Raw genomic sequence first — 21678 nt, forward strand, 5'->3', positions numbered from 1 at the left:
CCTCGGCTTCAGGGCGATCGATTTTCTAGCTGACCAGCATTGGCAGGGGTGTAGCCAACGCGCCAGTCATGCAGGCCGTGAACAAGCGGGAGATTCACTCCCCTGTTCGCTTTCGAAATTGCATCAAAAAGGTGCAAACCGAAAGCAACCAGAGGGAATTAGACAACTCAAGAGTAAGACTTTTTTTGGTATTACCCTTCCCTCGGTTGCCGTTGAGGTATCCTGGTAGCGTTACTTCGGCTTGCCGTTTTTCCAGCTAACATTTTGGCCGAACAAGGGTATCGTCGAAATTGCCATCTTCGCCGACCCGTTCGTCAACTGGCGCGAGTGAATGAGGTAGACCAGCGTATCGTTCTTCTTGTCGTAGATACGCGTCACCACCAGCTTCTTCCAGATGAGCGATAGCCCGGCGCGAAACACTTCCTCGCCGCTCTGCGACAGATTGATATCGCCGATCTCGATCGGCCCGGTCTGGCGGCAATCGATGGAATTGTTGGAGGGATCTTCGAACCAGTTGCCCTTGCGCAAACGGTCTATGACGCTGCGATCGAAATAGGTGACGTGGCAGGTGACGCCCGTAACGCCCGGATCGGGCACGGCATCGACCAGAATATCATTGCCCGTCCAGTCCACGCCAACCTTGCCAACAACCTCGGCGGACGCGGAAACAGGCGCCACTGCCAGAAAAGACGCGGCAATCGCGGCAAAGAACTTCGCTGAATGCATCGATCATCCTCCAATAAAGCCGCCGGGAGCGAAAGCGGCTTGGCTAAGGTAGGATGGCCTACGGGCGATGCAAGATAGCTTTGCTCTTCTCCACACTGCCTGCCTGATGCGCGAAATCGCAGGCATTACCCTTGATTAGGCAACGCCTGCAACGGAGGCACGGCGTGCCCGCCTCATTTCTGGCTCATCGCCACCGCTCCCGTTTCCAGAAGCGACTTGAGATTCGACAGGATTTTTGGCCAACCGCCTGATACGGCGTCGATGAACTTCGAGTTCTCGACCTCGATCGTGTGACGAACGGTCAGCTTCACGGTCTCGCCCGCCGGCTCCAGTTCCATCACACAGCGAGACCAGCCCTCGTCCTTCAGATCCGGGCGCCATTCGTTGCGCCATTTGAAAGCGAGGCGTTTGGGCGGATCGAATTCCGCGATCTCGCCGGCATCCGCGACCCTGCCATCCGGAAAAAGCATCTTCCACGGTGATCCGACCCTCCACTCGGTGTGATGGACCATATCGAACCAGTACTGCTTGATGAATTCGGGTGTGGTCAGGGCCGACCAGAGCTTTTCCGGAGTGGTGCGGATGAAGGTGACGTAGACGAACTTGCTTCCGGTCATGTCATTTCTCCTTGTTTCAATAATTGCTCGCGGGACGATTATTGGCCACCCTCGTCTTCCAACGCCTTCTTCAGCGCCGAAAGCGCATTGAGATGCCGGCGCTCGAACTTGTTGATCCAGCGCTCGGCAATGCCGTTGATCGGAACCGCGTTGATGAAATGCAGCTTCTCCCGTCCCTGTTTCTCGGAGGAGACCAGCTTGGCCTCTTCCAGAATGGCGAGATGCTTGGCGACCGCCTGACGCGTCATCGCCAAGTCCTCGCAGAGCGCGTTCAGGGTCTGCCCGTTGCGCTCAAAGAGCCTGTCGAGCAACAGCCGCCGACTGGCATCCGCCAGCGCCTTGAAGACTGCATCATCATCATCCACAGATACGAAACCATTTGGTTGCCTATTATAGAGTTTATAAGCAACCAAATGGTTGCCTGTCAAGCAATATCCTGGGAAACGACAATCCTGCGCACTCAGCGCGCGGTCGCTCAGTCGACGCAATTTGGGAGAGGCGCGATTGACAATGGTCGCATCGCGTTGGATCATCCACCCATGATCGCAAACCGCACCATGGTAACGCACCTTCACACCATCTCCCCCTTCGCAGGGCGAGTGGACGGCGTGTTGCGTTGAAGTAGCCGCGATCCATCTCAACCCTGCCGAGGCGAGCAGGGTTGAAAACGCCTTGCTCTCCTCCCCCACATCAAGGAGAGCACATGTCTTTCGAAGAGCAAGAACCTGCCAAACGACGACCCGCCAAGGTCGGCCTGGTGACGATTCGCGCAACCCACCCGGCCGATGCCGAGGCAATCGCGGCCATCGCCAATCTCCCCGGTTTCCGCGCCGGCACACTCCGCCTGCCCTTTCAAGGCGTCGAGGAGACGCGGCGCTGGCTGGACAAGCAGGATCTCTACGCAACCCGTCTTGTTGCGGAAGTGGATGGGCAAGTGGTCGGCAGTGCCGACCTGAGGCGGCTTTCCGGCCGGCGAGCTCATATCGGCCAGATCGGCATGGGCGTGCACGATGATTTCACCGGCTGCGGTATCGGCTCGGCACTTATGGCCGCGCTCGTCGACGCCGCCGACAACTGGCTGGCGCTCAAGCGGCTGGAATTGACCGTCTATATCGACAACACGCCAGCAATCGGCCTTTACGAGAAGTTCGGTTTCGAGACCGAAGGGCGCTTGCGCGCCTTTGCCTTCCGCAACGGCGAATATGTCGATGCGTTCACGATGGCGCGGCTGAGATTCTGAGCGATATGAGAGCGGCGGATTACGCTACCGCCGTTCTCCTCACCCGCCGATGAGCTCGAGCCACTCGTCCTCGGTCATGACCTGGACATTGAATTCCTGCGCCTTGTCGAGCTTCGAACCCGCGCCCGGTCCGGCCACGACGATGTCAGTCTTCTTCGAGACCGAGCCCGAAACCTTGGCGCCCAGGCTCTCCGCCTTGGCCTTGGCTTCATCGCGGGTGAATTTTTCCAGCGAGCCGGTGAAAACCACCGTTTTGCCCGCGACGGGGCTGCCAGAGGTCACCGGTTGTTCGGCCTCTTGAGGCTGAACCTCCTCCAGAAGCCTTGCAATCACCTCGGTATTGCGGGGCTCCTTGTAGAATTCGACAAGCGTGCGCGCCACCACCTCACCGATGCCCTCGATATTGTTGAGGTCGCTCCAGGCATCACCCGCCAGCGGGGCCGCCTCCTTCATCGCCGCCTCGAAAGCCCCATAAGTGCCGTAGGAACGTGCGAGCAGCTTGGCTGTCGTTTCGCCGACATGGCGGATGCCAAGTGCGAAGATGAAGCGGTGGAGCGCAATCTGGCGTCGCTCGTTGATTGCCGCATAAAGCTTGCCGACGCTGACCTTGCCGAAGCCATCGATATTCTCCAGCTTGGCAAGCGACGATTGCTGACGCCGCTCGAGGGTGAAGATATCAGGCGCGGTCCTGATCTGCAGCGCCGGATCCTCGCTCTCGAAGAAGAAATCGATCTGCTTCGAACCCAGCCCTTCGATGTCATAGGCATTGCGCGAGACGAAATGCTTGAGATGCTCCGTCGCCTGCGCGCGGCAGATGAAGCCGCCGGTGCAACGGGTCACGGCGTCGATCTTGCCGGTCTTCTCGTTGATATCGCGCACCGCATGGCTGCCGCAGACCGGGCACACCTTCGGAAACTCGTAAGACGCGCTAGACGGCTCGCGCTTCTCCATGACGACATCGACGATCTGCGGAATGACATCGCCGGCACGCTGCACGATCACCATATCGCCGACGCGGATATCGCGGCCATCGCGGATCGGCTCGCCCTTGTTACCGATACCTTTGATATAATCGGCGTTGTGCAGCGTCGCATTGGTGACGACGACACCGCCGACGGTGATCGGCTCCAGCCGCGCCACTGGCGTCAACGCTCCGGTACGCCCAACCTGGATATCGATGCCGACCAGCCGCGTGAATGCCTGCTCCGCCGGGAACTTGTGCGCCGTCGCCCAGCGCGGTGAACGCGAACGGAAACCGAGGCGGCCCTGCAGCTCCAGACTGTCGACCTTATAGACGACACCGTCGATGTCATAATCGAGATCGGGCCGCTGCAGGCCGATCTCCTGATAGTGGCCGAGAATGTCGGCGACCGAACTCAGCCGCTCCATCAGCGGATTGATCGGGAAACCCCATGCCTTGAAAGTCTGCACCATGCCAAATTGCGTATCGGCCGGCATTTCCGACATCTCGCCCCACGCATAAGCAAAGAACTTCAACTTGCGGCTTGCCGTCACCTTCGCATCGAGCTGCCGGAGCGAACCCGCCGCGGTGTTGCGCGGGTTGACGTAGGTCTGCTTGCCCTCTGCCTCCATCTGGGCGTTAAGCGCCAGAAAGTCGCTCTTGGCCATGTAGACCTCACCGCGCACCTCGACGACATCAGGCGCGCCCGCTGGCAGGGTCTGGGGGATTTCCTTGATGGTTCTGATATTGGCGGTAACATTCTCGCCGGTCGTGCCATCGCCGCGCGTTGCAGCACTCACCATCCGGCCATTCTCATAGCGAATGGACATCGACAGCCCGTCAATCTTCGGCTCGGCGGTAAAGGCAATCGAGTTGTCGGGCAAGCGGCCGAGAAAGCGATAGACGCTCGCGACGAAATCCTCGACGTCTTCCTGTGAGAACGTATTGTCGAGCGACAGCATCGGCCGGGCATGGACGACGGGAGCGAAGGTTTCCGATGGTGCGGCGCCCACACGCCGCGACGGGCTGTCAGCGCGAATCAATTCCGGAAACCGCGCCTCGATGGCATCGTTGCGCCGCTTCAGCGCATCGTAAGCGGCATCCGAAATCTCTGGTGCGTCCTTAGCATGATAAAGCGCGTCATTGCGCGCGATCTCCGCAGCCAGATAGGCAAGTGCAGCGGCCGCTTCCTCTTCGGTCAGATCTTCGACCGGTTTCTGTTCGGTGCTCATGAATCGACACTCCCCGATTTTGAAGATGTTTTAGAGCACTTCGAGGAAAAGTGCGAAGCGGTTTTCCACTCGGGGCGCGCAAATACCAAGAGAAAAACTTTGAAATTCGATCGCAGGCACCGGTCACCGGGACACAACTTCGCGCCGCAAACCGTCAACAGGATCGTCCTGTCACCCCGACCGCAAAGACCGCTCAGTTGCTCGCAAACTGTTTCAATATGCTGGACCAAAGCTCGACCAACTCGGCATTCCCTATTCCATGCATCTTCGTACGTACGGCGGTGTGGACGAGCACCACATGCGTCGTCGGATCGACGAGGATGCGCTGCCCTTCCAGGCCGTCCATGAAAAATGTTCGGTGCGGACCCGGCATCAGCCAGGTTTGATAGCCGTAACCCCAGGGGTGAGCTTCTTGGGTGACTGCGAGGAATGAACCTTGCGTCGCAGGCTGTGTGGCATCCAGCAGCCACTGACGCGGTATGATCTGTCGGCCGTTCCAGGCGCCGTCATGGGCGAGCAGCATGCCGAAACGAGCATAATCGCGAAGCGTCGCGCTGAAGCAGCAATAGCCGACCTCCTGACCAGTGCTGTCAACCTGCCAATTCGCGCTCGCCTCCGCGCCCATCGGCTGCCAAATCTTGGATTGAAGATACTCCGCCATCGTCATGTGTGTGGCGTGGGTCAGCACCAGGCTCAACCCCTCTGTGTCCAGATTGCTGTAGTGCCAAACGGTGTTGGGAGCGGCAACCCGCTTGTTGAACCTCGTAACAGCCGCAATCGGATTGAGCTGTTCCGGGCCAAGCAATGAGTTGCGAAGCTTTTCCGCATCCTGAGGTGTGCCGAAGCTTTCGGTAAAAGCGATGCCGGAAGCCATATGGAGCAGCGCCCGAATCGGCGTTACGCCCATTTCCGTGCCCTTCAGCTCCGGTACATAGGTCTCCACGGTATCGTCGATCGAATGAATGGCGCCCTCGGAAATCGCAATTCCAATGAGCATGCCGGTCAAGGTCTTTGCCATGGATTGGGAGAGAAAGCGGTCCTGATCGGTACGGCCATATTGGTAATGTTCGAACAGAATCACGTCGTTATGCGCAATCAGCAGCCCAGTCGTTGGATTGGTGTCGAGATACTTCATCAACGAAGTGGTTTCGGTACCAAATTTAAAGCTGGTCGAAAGCTCGGCCGGTGCTCGCAATAGCGTCGATGGCTGTTCGGCGGCGGCTACCGTGTGGGTCGGCCAAAGTCGGTCCGCGTGCGTGTAATTGCCGACCATGTGGGGCTGGTCTTTGAACGGCAGACCGACGGGATAACCGAGCTTCTCGCCATAATCCGCAGCATCGGGCCCGGTCTGAGAAAAGACGGGAACGGCTTTCGGTTGTGGCTGCAAAGGCGCAGCACTTGCCTGAATGGAAAGTGCTCCAAAAAAGATGGCGACAATGCTGCCCCAAAGCCTCACGTAAAAACCCTTCTCAACAGAAATGCGACGTCGTCTAGCAAAGCCCGGTAACAGGCATTTGACGAATTATCCCGGCAATCAGCCGTTGCCAGCCAGCAGCCGCTTTGCAGCCGCCCTCGCCTCTTCCGTCACCGAAGCGCCTGCAAGCATGCGGGCGATTTCTTCAGTGCGATCCTTCGGCTCCATGGTCGCAACGCGCGTCGAGATCTTTTCCGAGCCATCCGCGATTGGCCCTTTGGAGATCAGGAGATGGGTTGCAGCGCGCGCCGCGACCTGCGGTGCATGGGTAACGGAAAGCACCTGGACACGATCGGAGAGCCGCTTCAGCCGCTGGCCGATGGCATCGGCCACCGCACCGCCAACACCGGTGTCAATTTCGTCGAACACCAGGGTCGGCGCAGACCCGCGATCGGCGAGCGCCACCTTCAGCGCCAGCAGAAAACGCGACAGCTCACCGCCGGAAGCGACTTTGGTGATAGGGCCCGGACGCGTGCCCGGGTTGGTTTGAACGTGGAATTCGACCACATCGATACCGTCAGCCGTACCGGCGTCCGGATCGCTGGTAATTTCCACCATGAAACGCGCCCGCTCAAGCTTCAGTGCCGGCAATTCCGCCATGACCGCGGCGGCAAGCGCCGCGCCAGCGTGATGACGCTTGTCGGACAGGCTGCGCGCGGCGGCATCGTAGTCCGCCTTGGCGACAGCCAGCTCGCTATCCAGGCGCGCCAGCCTTTCCTCGCCGGCATCGACATCGGCAAGATCGGAGATCATTCTCACGGCCAATGCCGGAAGCTCGCTGACCGGCACGGAATATTTGCGCGAGGCTCCCCGCAGCCCGAACAGACGTTCCTCGACCCGCTCCAGCTCCCGCGGATCATATTCGGTCTTGCGGAGTGCGGCCTCGACTTCCATCTGCGCATTGGAAAGCTGATCCAGCGCCGCATCAAGCAGCGCTACGGTGTCTTCCAGCAGGCCCGGAGCCTCGTGGCTCTTGCGCTCCAGCCTTCGCACCAGCGAGGCGATATGCGGCACGGGAGACGCATTGCCGTTCAGAAACTCGGAGGCTTCGGCAATATCGCCGGCAATGCGCTCGGCCTTCATCATCCGCGCGCGGCGTTCTGCCAGATCATCCTCTTCGCCATCCTGCGGTGAGAGCTTCTCGAGCTCCTCGACGGAAGCGCGCAGATAATCCGCCTCGCGCGCCGCCTTCTCCACCTGCTCGCGCTGCTTCTTCAGCGTCCGCTCGGTATCGCGCCAGACCTTGTGAAGCCTGCCAACGACCTGTGTTTCCTCGGCAAGGCCCGCGAAGGCATCCAACAGCATGCGATGCGCGTCGGTATCGACCAGCGCGCGGTCGTCATGCTGCCCATGAATTTCGACGAGGAGCTGGCCTACCTGGCGCATGAGCTGCACGCTCAGTGCCTGATCATTGACGAAGGCCTTGGTGCGGCCGTCGGCCGACTGGACGCGGCGAAAAATCAGGTCGCCATCGTCATCGATACCATTGTCACGCAGGAGTTTGCGGGCGGCATGCTGCGTGCCCACATCGAAGACCGCAGTCACCTGGCCGCGATCTTCTCCATGGCGCACGAGACCGCCATCGCCGCGCCCGCCAAGGGCCAGCGACAGACTATCAAGCAGAATGGATTTGCCTGCACCCGTTTCGCCGGTCAAAACCGAGAGACCGGACTCGAAGGCAAGATCCAGCCGCTCGATCAGAACGATATCGCGGATCGAAAGCTGGATCAGCATCTTCGCTCAATCTCACGTCCCAAGAAGAAGTTTCTTGCCCGCTCTGGAAATCCACGAACCGGAGTTCTCGCTCGGCTCCACGCCACCCTTCTTCAGCAGCTTGTAGGAATCGGCATACCAGCGGCTGTCCGGATAGTTGTGGCCGAGAACGGCAGCTGCCGTCTGCGCTTCCGGAACGATGCCCATCGCATAATAGGCTTCCACCAGGCGTGCCAGAGCTTCCTCAATCTGGTTCGTCGTGGGATATTGCTCCACGACGATGCGGAAGCGCGAAATGGCTGCAAGATAGTCCTTGCGCTCAAGATAGTAGCGTCCGACCTGCATTTCCTTGCCGGCGAGCTGATCCTTGGCAAAGCGGATCTTTTCCTGCGCGTCGCTGACATATTGCGACTTCGGATAGTTGTTGACGAGCTTGGTCATCGCCTCGATCGTCTGCGCCGCAGCACGCTGATCCTGCGTGACGTCGACGATCTGCTTGGCATAGGACGAACCGACCAGATACTGGACGTAATCGGCATCCTCGGAGCCCGGATACTGCTTCAGATAGCTGTTGCCCGTCTGCACGGCATCGTCATAGCGACCTGTGCGGTATTTCACGAAGGTGCTCATCACCATCGCCTTGCGCGCCCATTCCGAGAAGGGCTGCTGCTGGTTGATGGCGTCGAACTTCTTGCCCGCCTCCGTCATGTTGCCAGCCTTGATGTTGGCAAGGCCCTGATTGTAGAGCAATTCCGGCGGATCGGTCTCGACACCCAGCTTGGTGATGTCGATATCCTTTTTGGTGTTACAACCCGTCACCACCGCACCGGTACCAGCGAGGAGAAGCGATACGAGCAGAGCCCGTGCTGTGACATTCATGCTTTCAGACCTTGCAAAACCCATCGGATCACTGTCCCACTAGCCGTCGTTGCGGAGACGGCATTCTCTCGCTGGCGTTTCTAGCCGCAAAAACACCATCAGGGCAACGCATTGATGATGCATTAACGCATTTTTGTGGCAAAGACCGCATATCGGCAGGCTTAATCACTGTTTTGACAATGAATTCTTTCGTTGGACGGCCTGACTTCGATGTTGCACGCCGACGAAAAATAAACCTTGCGAATCTCTCGCCAAAAAAAAGCCGCTCCTCATCGGAGCGGCTAATTTTTTATCTCTGTTCCAAAAGATCACGCCGACCAGGGCGCAAATTCCGGCGCATTGACCGAAACGAAATCGCGGCTGTGAGCACGCTGGCGCGGCGCCGCAGTTTCGACGACATCATAGGCGCTCGCATCGCTGAGCAATGCCTTCAGGGCATTCGCATTCATACGGTGACCACCGCGATACGAACGGTAGTGACCGATGAACTGTGCGCCGGCCAATGCCAGGTCGCCAACGGCGTCCAGCGCCTTGTGACGAACGAATTCGTCCTTGGGATAACGCAGGCCTTCGACGTTGATGACGGTGTTGTCGTCAGAGATGACGACCGAATTTTCCAGCGACGAACCCAACGCGTGACCCGAAGCCCACAGCGGCTCGACATCGCGCATGAAGCCGAAGGTACGAGCGCGCGACAATTCAGTCTTGAAGGTCTCGGCGGTCAGATCGCCTTCCCACTTCTGCCGACCGATGAGCGGGCATGCAAAATCGATCTCGATTTCGAATCGCGTGCCGTCATACGGACGAAACTCGCACCAGGAGCCGCCAGCCTCGATACGAACCGGCTTGATGACCTTGATATAGCGGCGCTTGACGCCGAGCGACACGATACCGGCCTGCTCGATGGCTTCGATGAACGGATAGGAGCTGCCGTCCATGATCGGCATTTCAGCGCCGGTGACTTCGATAACGACGTTATCGAGGCCCATCGCGTAGATCGCCGCCATGACATGCTCAACCGTCGCAACCGAGCGCAGCGGCGAGAAGCCGAGGACAGTGCAGAGATCGGTGTTGCCAACCTGCGAGGAAACCGCGCGCAGTTCCGTCACGTCGCCATTGTCATGCTGACGCTGAAAAACGACACCAGTACCAGCTTCTGCGGGATATAAGGTGATCGACACATTGGCGCCGGAATGAACGCCTATACCTGAGAGTGTCACGGGATTTGCAATGGTGGTCTGAAAACCCAGCAATCCGATTGCCATATAAATTCTGCCTTCGTCTATCTGATCCAGGCTGGGGCGGTCATTCTTCGGACACTTACCCATATTGCCGGTTCAGTCTGTTAATCCTGCCGCGGGCGTCACATACATTCATCGACGAATGTGATTCCGCAGGCTTGCTTGTTCTCTACATACTCGCCGAGGCATCTCATTCCAAATCACTGTTTCTTTCGCTTTGTTACGAAAGCAGCTGATTGAATTTGCTGGATAATTTCAGATACGGCATCAAGTCTAAAATAAGGAAATCCGGAGCTTTTCAGCCCCGGATTTCGTCAGGATGGTTAGCAACCTATTAAAAGGCTGCCCAATGTCGGATCAGTTCGACTGGCGGCGCAGGAAGGCCGGAATTTCGAGCTGATCGTCTTCATGGCTTGCCATGCGTGCCGACGGAACCTGCCGGCCCTGGTCGTCGAGCTGGCCGCGACGCGGAGCGTAGAGGCTAGCTTCCGGCGAAGGCGCGCGGCGCTGCTGCGGAGCAGCAGTGTTGGTGGAAGCCATCATATCGTCGAACGCCGGGTCTTCTTCACGGCGGCCAAGCGAGTTGGTGATGCGCTTCAGCAGGCCCATCGGACCGCGCTCTTCGGCAGCCTGAGCGGCAACCGGCTGGGCGCGGTGTTCCATTTCAGCCTTAACCACCGGCGGGAAGTCCTCCACCTTCGGCATGCGGACCTGCTCAGGAGCCTGACGGATGATCGGCTGCTGATGCATGACCGGAGCCGGCTGCGGCTGAACCGGAGCCTGACGGACAGGCTGGGCTTCAGGCGCGGCTGCGAAGATGCGGCTCTGCGGACGGAAGTTGTCTTCCTGTGCTGCGGGCTGCTGCATGACCGGCTGCTGCTGGACATGAGCCTGGCGGGCCATCTGGATTTCCAGTTCGCGTTCGAGATCGGCTTCCGCCGCACGAATCGTCTGCGCGACAGGATCCACGGTACGGGGAGCTGGAGCAGCGGCCGGTGCGGTGTAGGCCTGCGCGACATGGGCAGGCTGAGCTGCGGCCGCTGCCGGAGCGGCGGCCGCGGAAGGACGGATAGCCGGCTTTGCCACCGGGCGGAACTCCATGCCCCGGTCGGCTGCTTCGTTCATTGCGCGGTCGATACCGGTTGCAACGACGGAGACGCGGATGATGCCTTCAAGCGATTCGTCGAAGGTTGCGCCGAGGATGATGTTGGCGTCTGGGTCGACTTCTTCGCGAATACGGGTCGCGGCTTCATCGACTTCGAACAGGGTGAGGTCACGACCACCGGTGATCGAGATCAGCAGGCCCTGTGCGCCCTTCATCGAGGTTTCGTCGAGCAGCGGGTTGGCGATAGCGGCCTCAGCAGCCTGCATCGCACGGCCCTGGCCGGAAGCTTCGCCGGTGCCCATCATCGCACGGCCCATTTCGCGCATGACCGAACGAACGTCGGCGAAATCGAGGTTGATGAGACCTTCCTTCACCATCAGGTCGGTGATGCAGGCAACACCCGAATAAAGAACCTGATCGGCCATCGAGAACGCGTCGGCGAAAGTCGTCTTGTCGTTGGCGATGCGGAACAGGTTCTGGTTCGGGATGACGATCAGCGTGTCGACCGACTTCTGCAGTTCCTGGATGCCCATCTCGGCGAGACGCATGCGGCGGCCGCCTTCGAAGTGGAAAGGCTTGGTGACGACGCCGACGGTCAGGATGCCCTTGTTGCGGGCTGCCTGTGCGACGACCGGAGCAGCACCCGTACCCGTGCCGCCGCCCATGCCGGCGGTGACGAAGCACATATGCGTGCCGTTCAGATGATCGATGATCTCATCGATGCACTCTTCGGCAGCTGCACGGCCGACTTCCGGCTGCGAACCGGCGCCGAGACCTTCCGTGACGTTGACGCCGAGCTGGATGATCCGCTCCGCCTTCGTCATGGTCAGCGCCTGGGCATCAGTGTTGGCGACGACGAAATCGACGCCCTGCAAGCCTGCCGTGATCATGTTGTTGACGGCATTGCCGCCACCGCCACCAACACCGAACACGGTGATACGCGGCTTAAGCTCGGTGATATCTGGCTTATGCAGCTTGATAGTCATTGTACCCGTTCCTTCTCTTTATGGCCGCATCGCCACGCCGGCCAATTCACTCGATTTCACTTGCCTGACGCTTGCCCCGGGAAACATTCCCGGGATCAGGCACTCAAAAACTCTCTTTCAGCCATTGGCCGACGCGGCCGATGCGGCTGTTGTTCCCTCCAAGCGACGAGAGCAGTCCGCTGCTCGGCGCGTGTGTCTCCATGTCTGCGACCTGAGGATAGATCATCAGGCCCACCGCCGTCGAAAAGGCCGGCCCCTTGGCCGCCGTCGGCAGGCCGGATACGCCCATGGGGCGACCGATGCGGACATTGCGGGCAAGAACACGACGCGCCACATCGGGCAGACCGGTCAACTGACTGGCACCGCCGGTCAGAACGACACGCTTGCCGACGATCGGGCTGAAGCCCGAGCGCTGAATGCGATCGCGAATCAGTTCGAGGGTCTCTTCGATACGGGCCTTGACGATGCGTGACACCAGAGCCTTCGGCACCTGTGTCGGCTGGTCACGCTCGTCTTCGCCGATCGGCGGGATGGAAATCAGTTCACGTTCATCCGAGGAGTTTGCCAGCGCCGAAGCGTGTACCACCTTCAGCCGCTCGGCATCCTCGATGCGGGTCGAAAGACCGCGCGCAAGGTCGGTGGTGACATGATGGCCGCCGAGGCTGACCGCGTCGGTATGTACCAGCTTACCCTCGGCAAAGACCGAAATCGTCGTCGTGCCACCACCCATGTCGATCGCAGCGCAGCCAAGCTCGACTTCGTCGTCGACGAGCGCGGCAAGGCCGCTGGCATAAGGTGTTGCCACCATGCCTTCCACCGAAAGATGCGCACGATTGATGCAGAGCTCGAGGTTGCGCAAAGCTGCGCGCTCAGCCGTCACCACATGCATGTCGACACCGAGCGCATCGCCGAACATTGCCAGCGGGTCGCGAATGCCGCGTTCGCCATCAAGCGAATAGCCCGTGGCCAGCGAATGCAACACGGCGCGCTCCTGGCGGATCGACTGCTGGCAGGCCGCAGCCAGAACCTTCTTGAGATCGTTGCTTTCGACTTCCTGACCGCCCAGATCGATGGTCGCGGTATAGATATCGCTGCCGAGCCGGCCGGCGGAAACATTGACGATCAGACTGTCGACGGTGAGGCCCGCCATGCGCTCGGCAGCATCGACCGAAAGCCGGACGACACTTTCCAATGCGTCGAGATCGGCGATGACGCCGGTCTTGATACCGCGGGAACGCTGATGGCCGATGCCGATGATCTCGATATTATGCGTGCGGTTCGGGAGAACCTGGCTCTCCTCGCGCGGCGTCAGCCGACCGATCATGCAGACGACCTTGGTCGAGCCGATGTCGAGGACCGACACGATATGCGATCGCTTCGAAGACAGCGGCTTCAAGCGCGGCAGGCCGAAATGGGACGAACCGAATAAGCTCATGTATCCTGCCCTGCTTTCTTCAAAGCCTTGTTTCTCGCATCGACGGCGGCCTGGCGGCGAAGCGTTGCGTCCGGGGTCAATTCTATTGCGGTACGATCGTCGAGACGAAGATCGACGGCAGCGATATCGCGCTGCAGAAGGTTCTGATCCTTGTCGAGATCGATGAGCCGCGCGAGCGCGCCGTCGATATTATCTTCCGGCAATTTGATGATGACGCCGCTGTCGAGATACAGATCCCAGCGGCGCCCGGCGACGCGCACAAAGGCCTTCACATGGTTGCGAATGTCGGGCCACTTGGCAAAGACATCATCGACAGAAGCGGCGGCGGTTTCAGCATCGCGACCGACAAAGAGCGGCAGTTTTGCAAACTTGTTATCCCGCAGCGGCGCAATGACGCTGCCATCCTTCTGGATCAGGGAAAGCTCGGAACCATGCTGCCAGATGGCATAGGCCTTACGCTCCGTCAGCTTCACTTCGACAGTCTTCGGGTAGACCTTGCGAACCTGGACGGTCTGCACCCAGGGCAGGTTCGCGATCTTCAGGCGTGCCGCATCGGCATCAAGCGCAACAAGCGATGTCGTGCCGTCGAGGCCGAGCAGCTGCAGGATCTCGATTTCCGATGTCTCGTCGTTACCGGAAACCTTGACATCTTCGATGGCGAAACCGGCCGCGGACGTCGTCGCTTCCGCAACGGCCTGACCATGCCCACCGACCGACATGCCGTAGAGGCCCGTGGCAGCAAACAGCAGCAGGGCGGAAACCGTACCCGTGTGATTGGGAATATTGACGCGCCCGGAGCCAAGGCTGACCAGGAAGCGCACGGCGCGACGAAGCGGGCGCGGCAGAACGAACGCATCCTCGACATCATCGATGGCGAGAGGGACGCGATGACGGGACCGCCTCATATTTTTGACCGTCAGCGCAAACAAGACGCGTCCTCCACCATCCACCGGAGAAATTCACCAAAAGAGTAGCCGGCATGAGCGGCCATTTCAGGCACCAGCGAGGTAGGGGTCATGCCGGGCTGAGTGTTAACCTCAAGCCAGACAAGTTCACCTTCTTCGGAAAAGCGATCATCGAAACGGAAGTCAGATCGACTGACGCCGCGGCAGCCGATAGCTTCATGCGCCCTTAACGATAATGTTTGTATCTTTTGGTAAAGATTCGGTGAAATTTCCGCCGGGAGGACATGTTTTGATCCACCTTTGGCGTACTTGGCATCATAATCATAGAAGCTGTGGCCGAGCGGCACGATCTCAGTGACCCCGAGAACCTTGTCACCCATAACGCCGCAAGTCAGCTCACGGCCATGAATATAGCGTTCGACGAGCACTTCATCGCCATAACGCCATTCCGAAGAGGTAACGATCTGCGGCGGATGCGTCTGATCTTCCTTGACGATCACGACACCGAAGCTCGATCCTTCGCGCACCGGCTTGACGACATAGGGCGGCTTCATCGGATGTTCGCCGACAATATCGAAACGATCCATGACAACTGAGCCGGCAACCGGAATGCCGGCCGCAGCGGCGACCGTCTTTGCCCGCGACTTATCCATCGCAAGAGCCGAAGCGAGCACGCCGGAATGGGTGTAAGGGATCTGCAGATATTCGAGGATGCCCTGAATGGTGCCGTCCTCGCCGAAGGGGCCGTGAAGAGCATTGAAGACGACTTCGGGCTTCAGTTCCGCCAAGCGGCTGGCGACGTCATGATCGACATCGACACGGGTGACCTCAAAGCCTTCGGCTTCAAGGGCGTCAGCGCATGCTTTCCCTGAGGAAAGGCTGACAGGCCTTTCCGAGGAAAATCCGCCCAAAAGGACAGCCACATGCTTGCCACCCATCAATACCCCCGGTCTCACGATCTCTGTTTTGCGGTTACTCAGCCTCGCCTAACAGCGATTCTAGCTCCGCTTTCAATAGGCCGATTAGAACGACATTAAGGTTAATGAAGCGTTTACTTTCGTTAACTTTCCGCCGCTCGGCCGACGATCGAATTATTCGAATCAAACCGACTTAAAGAATTCTGCCATTGGAATCAGAGCGTTGCTACTTTTGAAATATCTACATTTAGATTTTTTAAACAAAGAGGCCCGCACCGGACGTCCGATGCGGGCCTGAAAGCATTAAGACGACGCTGATCTCACTCGCTGTCGTCGACCAGTTTCCAGACAAGCCCGCCCAGCGCACCGCCGACGATTGGCGCAACCCAGAACAGCCAAAGCTGCTGCAGCGCCCAGCCACCGACGAACAGGGCCTGCCCTGTCGAACGGGCCGGATTGACAGAGGTGTTGGTGATCGGGATCGAGATCAGGTGGATCAAAGTCAACGTCAGGCCGATGGCAATTGGCGCGAAGCCGGCCGGCACCTTGCTGCTCGTCGAGCCGAGAATCACGACCAGGAAGAACAAGGTCAACACGATCTCGGCCACCAGTGCCGACACGAGCGAATAGCCGCCGGGCGAATGTTCGCCGTAGCCATTTGCGGCAAAGCCACCGAGCTGGAAGTCCGCCTTGCCGCTGGCGATCAGATAGAGCACGGCTGCCGCCACGATGGCACCGACAACCTGTGCCACGATATAAGGAATCAGTTGGCTACCGGGAAAACGGCCGGCCACAGTCAATCCAACCGACACGGCTGGATTGAAATGCCCTCCTGATATCCCACCGACCGCATAGGCCATGGTCAAGACAGTTAAACCGAACGCGAAAGCAACACCTAGAAAACCGATACCGAGGCTCGGAAATGCGGCGGCGAATATTGCGCTGCCGCAACCGCCGAATACGAGCCAGAACGTCCCAAGAAACTCAGCGATAAGCTTTTTCTGCATGAAACCCTTCTCCTCTGCCCTCAACCGAGGCGAAAATCAGCAGTCCATGAAAAATGGTCCGGAAAAGACCCGCCGGAGACATCCCCACGCCCTGGCAAACGCTCGCCCAATTGCTCGCGAATCAACAATTACGGCTAAATAATAGCATGCAACCGTTGATTTCTTGCGCAGTTGGCGTTTGCGCTGATCAAAAATTACGCTAAGCACAGATTTTAGCCCCTAAGAAAACTCAACGTCATCTAAATTGGTGGGATTATGACTGACGCGATATCGCCTCTATCGCCGACCCCCTCGTCATCGAACAACGCCGCCGCGAATTCTCCGGCGCGTGTTCTGATCGCGAGCCTCATCGGCACAACGATCGAATTCTTCGATTTCTATGTTTATGCAACGGCGGCGGTCATCGTCTTCCCGAAGCTGTTCTTCCCGGCAAGCGACCCGACCTCGGCGACGCTGCAATCCTTCGCGACCTTCTCGATCGCTTTCTTTGCGCGCCCGATCGGAGCGATGATCTTCGGCCATTTCGGTGACCGCATCGGCCGTAAGGCGACGCTTGTCGCGGCCCTGCTCACCATGGGTCTGTCGACCGTCGTGATCGGCCTGCTTCCCACCTACGAATCGATCGGCGTTCTCGCCCCGATATTGCTGGCGCTTTGCCGTCTCGGCCAGGGTCTCGGCCTCGGCGGCGAATGGGGTGGCGCGGTGCTGCTTGCCACGGAGAATGCTCCGGAAGGCAAGCGCAGCTGGTATGCCATGTTCCCGCAGCTCGGCGCACCGATCGGCTTCATCCTCTCGGCAGGCCTTTTCCTGATCCTGCGCGAAAGCATGGCCGATACGGACTTTCTGAGCTTCGGCTGGCGTATCCCGTTCCTGATCAGCATCGTGCTGGTTGCAGTCGGCCTCTATGTCCGTCTGAAGATCACAGAAACCCCGGAATTCCAGCGTGCGATCGAAAAGGAAGAACGCGTTTCCGTTCCGATCGCCGTCATTTTCGGCTCGCACCTCCGCAGCCTTATTCTCGGCACCATCATTGCAGTCGCAACCTTCGTGCTGTTCTACCTGATGACGGCCTTCACGCTGAGCTGGGGCACCCGACCGGTGGGCACCGGCGCACTCCCGGCAGGCCTCGGCTATTCGCAGGGTCAGTTCCTCGTCGTCCAGCTCGTCGGCGTCGTCTTCTTCGGCCTGATGATCCCGGTTTCCGGCCTGTTGTCCGACCGTTATTCTCGCCGGCTGGTCCTGATCCTCACGACCATCGGCATCCTCATTTTCGGCCTGTTCTATTCGTCGCTGCTGACCGCCGGCCTTGCGGGCGCGTTTGCCTGCTCGATCATCGGCCTGGCCTTGATGGGCTTCACCTACGGTCCGATCGGCGCTGCCCTGGCCGCGCCCTTCCCGACCACCGTGCGCTATACCGGTGCATCGATGACCTTCAATCTCGGCGGCATCGTCGGTGCGTCCCTGGCGCCTTACATCGCCACATGGCTCGCGACGACCTATGGCCTCGTCTATGTCGGCTACTATCTGGCAGCGGCCGCCCTGCTCTCGCTGATCGGCATCCTGCTGTCGGGTAACGACGAGATCTGAGGTTCTTGAAATAACCAATTGAAAAGGCCGGGTTTCGACCCGGCCTTTTTCTTGAATCAATTTGTGAGCTGCGGACGGATCGAAGCGTCTTATTCCGTCGTCACGCCCTGGAAAGGCCGAACCTCGCGGCCGGGCATGAAGTGGCCGAGACGTTTGATTTCCCATTCCAACTTGACACCGGAATGTTCAAAAACCTCGCGGCGAACCTGCTCGCCGAGATATTCGAGATCGTAGCCTGTCGCCTGTTCCATGTTGATCATGAAATTGCAGTGCAGCGACGACATCTGCGCACCGCCAATAACGAGACCGCGGCAGCCCGCTTCATCGATCAATTTCCACGCCGAAAGACCTTCAGGATTCTTGAAGGTCGATCCGCCAGTCTTTTCGCGAATAGGCTGCACCGTCTCGCGATGCGCGCGTACCGCGTCCATCTCGGCACGGATCTTGGCCTTGTCCTCGGGATAGCCCTCGAACAGAACATGGGTAAAGATCAGATCTTCCGACGCATCGGAATGCCGATAGCTATAGCCCATCTCGGCATTGCTAAGCACGTGCTTCTCGCCCTTGCGGTCGACGGCATGCACCTCGATGAGACGCTCGCGCGTTTCGCCGCCATTGGCGCCGGCATTCATCCGTGCGGCGCCGCCGATTGTCCCCGGAATACCGTAATAGAAATGGAAGCCGCCGATGCTGTTATCCATGGCCATGGCGGCAACGTGCTTGTCCGGGCATATGGCACCGGCCAAAATACGATTTTCGCCGGCAAGCTCGACGGAGCCGAAGCCCTTGGCGGAAAGTCGAAGCACGACCCCCGGAATACCTCCGTCGCGCACCAATAGATTCGACCCTACGCCAACAACCGTCAGCGGCACTTCTTCCGGAAGGATCTTCAGGAACGCGATCAGATCGTCCGTGTCGTGCGGCTGGAACATCAGTTCCGCCAATCCACCGGCGCGAAACCATGTGACGCGGTCCATCGGCGCGTCCGGCGTCAGTCGACCCCTGATATCCTTTACACCGTCGCCGAGCGACGCCAGAAGCTTTTCCCCGTTTACCTGTTTCATGCGGACTTACCCGAGAGGCCTTCCAATTCCTTTGGCAATGACGCTGCCCAATATGTGATACTGCCAGCCCCCAACAAAACCACAAAATCACCCGGTTGCGCAATCTCTGCAACCATGGCGGCAAGATCTTCCTGAGATGATAGATAGCGCGCATCGCGATGACCGTTGGCCTTGATTCGCGAAACGAGTGCCTGCGAATCAACGCCCTCGATCGGATCTTCACCGGCGGCATAGACGGGCGCCAGGAAAATGCTGTCGGCATCGTTGAAGCAGGCGGCGAATTCCTCGAACAGGCTCGACAGGCGCGTAAATCGATGTGGCTGATGCACCGCGATGACGCGGCCGTTGCAAGCCTCGCGCGCTGCCTTCAGCACCGCCTTGATCTCGACAGGGTGATGTCCGTAATCGTCGAAGATCTTTATGCCGTTCCATTCACCGGTCAGCGTGAAGCGACGCTTGACTCCGCCGAAGGAGGCCAATCCCTTGGCAATCGCCTCGCTGGAAATGCCAAGCCGGTTGGCAACGGCAACTGCCGCTGTCGCATTGGAGATATTGTGGCGCCCAGGCATCGGCATTACGAGATCCTTGATATGGATCACCTTGCCTGTACGGCGCCTGCGGATCTCGACGTCGAAGAGCGACCGCGTGCCATCGATGCGCACATTCGAGAAACGCACATCCGCCTGCGGATTTTCACCATAGGTGATGACCTTTCGGTCCTCGATGCGTCCGACCAGCGACTGCACTTCCGGATGGTCGATGCAGAGAACGCCGAAGCCATAGAACGGCACGTTCTCGACGAACTGCCGGAAGGCAGCCCGCACGGCATCGAAATTGCCGTAGTGGTCGAGATGTTCCGGATCGATATTGGTGACGACGGCGACATCGGCAGGCAGCTTCAGGAAGGTGCCGTCCGATTCGTCGGCCTCGACCACCATCCATTCGCCGGCACCCATACGCGCATTTGTGCCATAGGCGTTGATGATGCCGCCATTGATCACTGTGGGATCAAGACCACCGGCTTCGAGAAGCGTGGCCACAAGCGATGTCGTCGTGGTCTTGCCGTGCGTACCGCCGATGGCGATCGCGCTTCTGAAGCGCATGAGTTCGGCCAGCATTTCCGCACGGCGCACCACCGGCAGCAGCTTTTCGCGCGCGGCGATGAGTTCTGGATTGTTCTTCTTGATGGCGGTGGAAACGACCACGACTTCGGCGTCGCCGAGATTTTCAGCCTTGTGACCGATATGGACCGGAATGCCCTTGTCGCGCAACCGCTGCACGTTTGCGCTTTCCGATTGATCGGATCCCTGAACGCGATGACCGAGGTTATGCAAAACCTCGGCAATGCCGCTCATCCCGATACCGCCGATACCGATAAAATGCACAAGGCCGATTGCCTTCGGCAGCTTCATACGCCTGCCCCCTTGAATTGCTGAATTGAACGTCCGCCGGCAATAGCCTCAACCATGTCGGCGAGCAAGTTTGCCGCATCCGGCTTGCCGGCTTGCTTGGCGGCAGCGGCCATCTTGGCGAGTTTTTCCGGCATCGTCATCGAACCGCGAAGGATCGTCGAAAGCTTCTCCGGCGTCAGCTCCGATTGAACGATGACTTTGACGCCGCCGGTTGCGGCGAGCGCTGCCGCATTGGCTGCCTGATCATGATCGAGCGCATGCGGATAAGGCACCAGGATCGCCGGGCGGCCGATGACGGCGAGCTCGGATACCGTGGAGGCACCGGACCGGCAAAGAACGAGATGCGCGGCTCCAATACGCTCTGCCATGTCGTTGAAGAACGGCGCGACATCGGCGCCCATCTCAAGCCGTCTGGTGCAGCTGTTGACCGTCTCCATATCCTCCGGGCGAACCTGCTGCGTGATCCGCAGCCTCTTGCGCAATGGCTCTTCCAAAAGGCTGATGGCCGTCGGAACCGCCTTGGAGAAATACTGGGCACCCTGGCTGCCGCCGAAAACCACCAGATTGAACGGGTCGTCCGGCCCAGACGGCACATAAGGCTGCTTGGCTGCCTCGATGACGGCCGGGCGCACGGGGTTGCCGGTCGTGACAGTCTTCTCCGCAAAAGGTCCGTTGTCTGTCAGAAAGCCGCCGGCGATCGCGCGCACCCGCGTCGCCAGCATCTTGTTGGCGCGGCCCATGACGGCATTCTGCTCATGGAGCATGGACGGCACGCCCATGCGCGTGGCGGCCAGCAAAGGTGGAACAGTCGGATAGCCGCCAAAGCCGACAACGCAAACCGGCTTGATCCTCTGGATCAATTTGCGCGCGGCGCGCATGCCGGTCCACAGCGTCCACAGGGCACGCGCGACCTTCAGGGGATTCTTCGACCCGATCGTTGCAGACGGCACGACATGGATCTCATCGGCCGGAAACTTGCCGGCGTAGCGCTCAGCACGGCTGTCGGTGACGAGGTGCACGGAATAGCCGCGCTCCTTCAGCTTATAAGCCAGCGCTTCGGCCGGGAATACATGGCCGCCGGTTCCGCCGGCGGCAAGCAGGACAATGCCTTTACTCATAATTTTCGCTCCCGCGAACACCCCATTACTCGGGGCATCTCCCTAATATAGGAAGTCGC

18 protein-coding genes are annotated in these 21678 nt (G+C 59.3%); 2 read left to right on the top strand and 16 right to left on the bottom strand.

Going from position 1 to position 21678, the window contains the following annotated elements; genetic code table 11:
• Positions 1–231 precede the first annotated feature (231 nt).
• From ACQZ6F_RS08175 to ACQZ6F_RS08185, 3 genes are all read right to left on the bottom strand, one after another.
• A complete protein-coding gene (locus ACQZ6F_RS08175; protein ID WP_267550157.1) occupies positions 232–726 on the bottom strand; it encodes a CreA family protein in 495 nt (164 codons plus the stop codon).
• A gap of 173 nt (positions 727–899) precedes the next feature.
• On the bottom strand, positions 900–1343 hold the full coding sequence (locus tag ACQZ6F_RS08180; RefSeq protein WP_449092158.1) for an SRPBCC family protein: 444 nt from the start codon (positions 1341–1343) through the stop codon (positions 900–902).
• A 38-nt stretch (positions 1344–1381) separates the two neighbouring features.
• On the bottom strand, positions 1382–1708 hold the full coding sequence (locus ACQZ6F_RS08185) for an ArsR/SmtB family transcription factor (RefSeq protein WP_449092157.1): 327 nt from the start codon (positions 1706–1708) through the stop codon (positions 1382–1384).
• A 338-nt stretch (positions 1709–2046) separates the two neighbouring features.
• Here ACQZ6F_RS08185 and ACQZ6F_RS08190 point away from each other — a divergent pair, with 338 nt between their 5' ends.
• The gene (locus ACQZ6F_RS08190; RefSeq protein WP_449092156.1) at positions 2047–2583 is read left to right on the top strand and encodes a GNAT family N-acetyltransferase; all 537 of its coding nucleotides are present in this window, start codon (positions 2047–2049) and stop codon (positions 2581–2583) included.
• 39 nt (positions 2584–2622) lie between these two features.
• On the opposite strand, the gene ligA is transcribed toward ACQZ6F_RS08190, so the two are convergent.
• The 10 genes from ligA to aqpZ form a co-directional block, all read right to left on the bottom strand.
• On the bottom strand, positions 2623–4776 hold the full coding sequence (ligA, locus tag ACQZ6F_RS08195) for an NAD-dependent DNA ligase LigA (RefSeq protein ID WP_449092155.1): 2154 nt from the start codon (positions 4774–4776) through the stop codon (positions 2623–2625).
• 193 nt (positions 4777–4969) lie between these two features.
• Positions 4970–6232 carry a serine hydrolase domain-containing protein gene (locus tag ACQZ6F_RS08200; RefSeq protein WP_449092154.1) on the bottom strand — a complete coding sequence of 421 codons (1263 nt, stop codon included), beginning with the start codon at positions 6230–6232 and terminating at the stop codon, positions 4970–4972.
• Between the two features lie 78 nt (positions 6233–6310).
• The gene (gene recN, locus ACQZ6F_RS08205; RefSeq protein ID WP_449092153.1) at positions 6311–7984 is read right to left on the bottom strand and encodes a DNA repair protein RecN; all 1674 of its coding nucleotides are present in this window, start codon (positions 7982–7984) and stop codon (positions 6311–6313) included.
• A gap of 12 nt (positions 7985–7996) precedes the next feature.
• Positions 7997–8866, bottom strand: a complete 870-nt coding sequence (locus ACQZ6F_RS08210) for an outer membrane protein assembly factor BamD (protein ID WP_205910640.1) — start codon at positions 8864–8866, stop codon at positions 7997–7999.
• Positions 8867–9150: 284 nt separating this feature from the next.
• Positions 9151–10107, bottom strand: a complete 957-nt coding sequence (gene lpxC, locus ACQZ6F_RS08215; RefSeq protein ID WP_449092152.1) for a UDP-3-O-acyl-N-acetylglucosamine deacetylase — start codon at positions 10105–10107, stop codon at positions 9151–9153.
• A gap of 333 nt (positions 10108–10440) precedes the next feature.
• A complete protein-coding gene (ftsZ, locus tag ACQZ6F_RS08220; RefSeq protein WP_077469039.1) occupies positions 10441–12174 on the bottom strand; it encodes a cell division protein FtsZ in 1734 nt (577 codons plus the stop codon).
• A gap of 103 nt (positions 12175–12277) precedes the next feature.
• Positions 12278–13609, bottom strand: coding sequence for a cell division protein FtsA (ftsA, locus tag ACQZ6F_RS08225; RefSeq protein ID WP_068398421.1), 1332 nt, complete (start codon positions 13607–13609; stop codon positions 12278–12280).
• Positions 13606–14538 carry a cell division protein FtsQ/DivIB gene (locus tag ACQZ6F_RS08230; protein ID WP_077469041.1) on the bottom strand — a complete coding sequence of 311 codons (933 nt, stop codon included), beginning with the start codon at positions 14536–14538 and terminating at the stop codon, positions 13606–13608. The genes ftsA and ACQZ6F_RS08230 overlap by 4 nt, the downstream gene beginning before the upstream one ends.
• Entirely contained in the window at positions 14526–15452 is a 927-nt protein-coding gene (locus ACQZ6F_RS08235) for a D-alanine--D-alanine ligase (protein ID WP_449092151.1), read from the bottom strand. The genes ACQZ6F_RS08230 and ACQZ6F_RS08235 overlap by 13 nt, the downstream gene beginning before the upstream one ends.
• A gap of 299 nt (positions 15453–15751) precedes the next feature.
• Positions 15752–16438, bottom strand: a complete 687-nt coding sequence (aqpZ, locus tag ACQZ6F_RS08240) for an aquaporin Z (RefSeq protein ID WP_077469044.1) — start codon at positions 16436–16438, stop codon at positions 15752–15754.
• A gap of 255 nt (positions 16439–16693) precedes the next feature.
• Here aqpZ and ACQZ6F_RS08245 point away from each other — a divergent pair, with 255 nt between their 5' ends.
• Positions 16694–18025, top strand: coding sequence for an MFS transporter (locus ACQZ6F_RS08245; RefSeq protein ID WP_068398409.1), 1332 nt, complete (start codon positions 16694–16696; stop codon positions 18023–18025).
• Between the two features lie 89 nt (positions 18026–18114).
• On the opposite strand, the gene murB is transcribed toward ACQZ6F_RS08245, so the two are convergent.
• The 3 genes from murB to murG are packed head-to-tail and all read right to left on the bottom strand — an operon-like array spanning position 18115 to position 21619.
• Entirely contained in the window at positions 18115–19089 is a 975-nt protein-coding gene (gene murB / locus ACQZ6F_RS08250) for a UDP-N-acetylmuramate dehydrogenase (protein ID WP_077469046.1), read from the bottom strand.
• Positions 19086–20501, bottom strand: coding sequence for a UDP-N-acetylmuramate--L-alanine ligase (gene murC / locus ACQZ6F_RS08255; protein WP_449092150.1), 1416 nt, complete (start codon positions 20499–20501; stop codon positions 19086–19088). The genes murB and murC overlap by 4 nt, the downstream gene beginning before the upstream one ends.
• Complete coding sequence (gene murG / locus ACQZ6F_RS08260) at positions 20498–21619, bottom strand: undecaprenyldiphospho-muramoylpentapeptide beta-N-acetylglucosaminyltransferase (protein WP_077469049.1); 1122 nt, start codon at positions 21617–21619, stop codon at positions 20498–20500. Before murG ends, murC begins: the two co-directional genes overlap by 4 nt.
• Between the last annotated feature and the right edge of the window lie 59 nt (positions 21620–21678).

This window comes from Rhizobium sp. A22-96 (genome assembly GCF_053521805.1).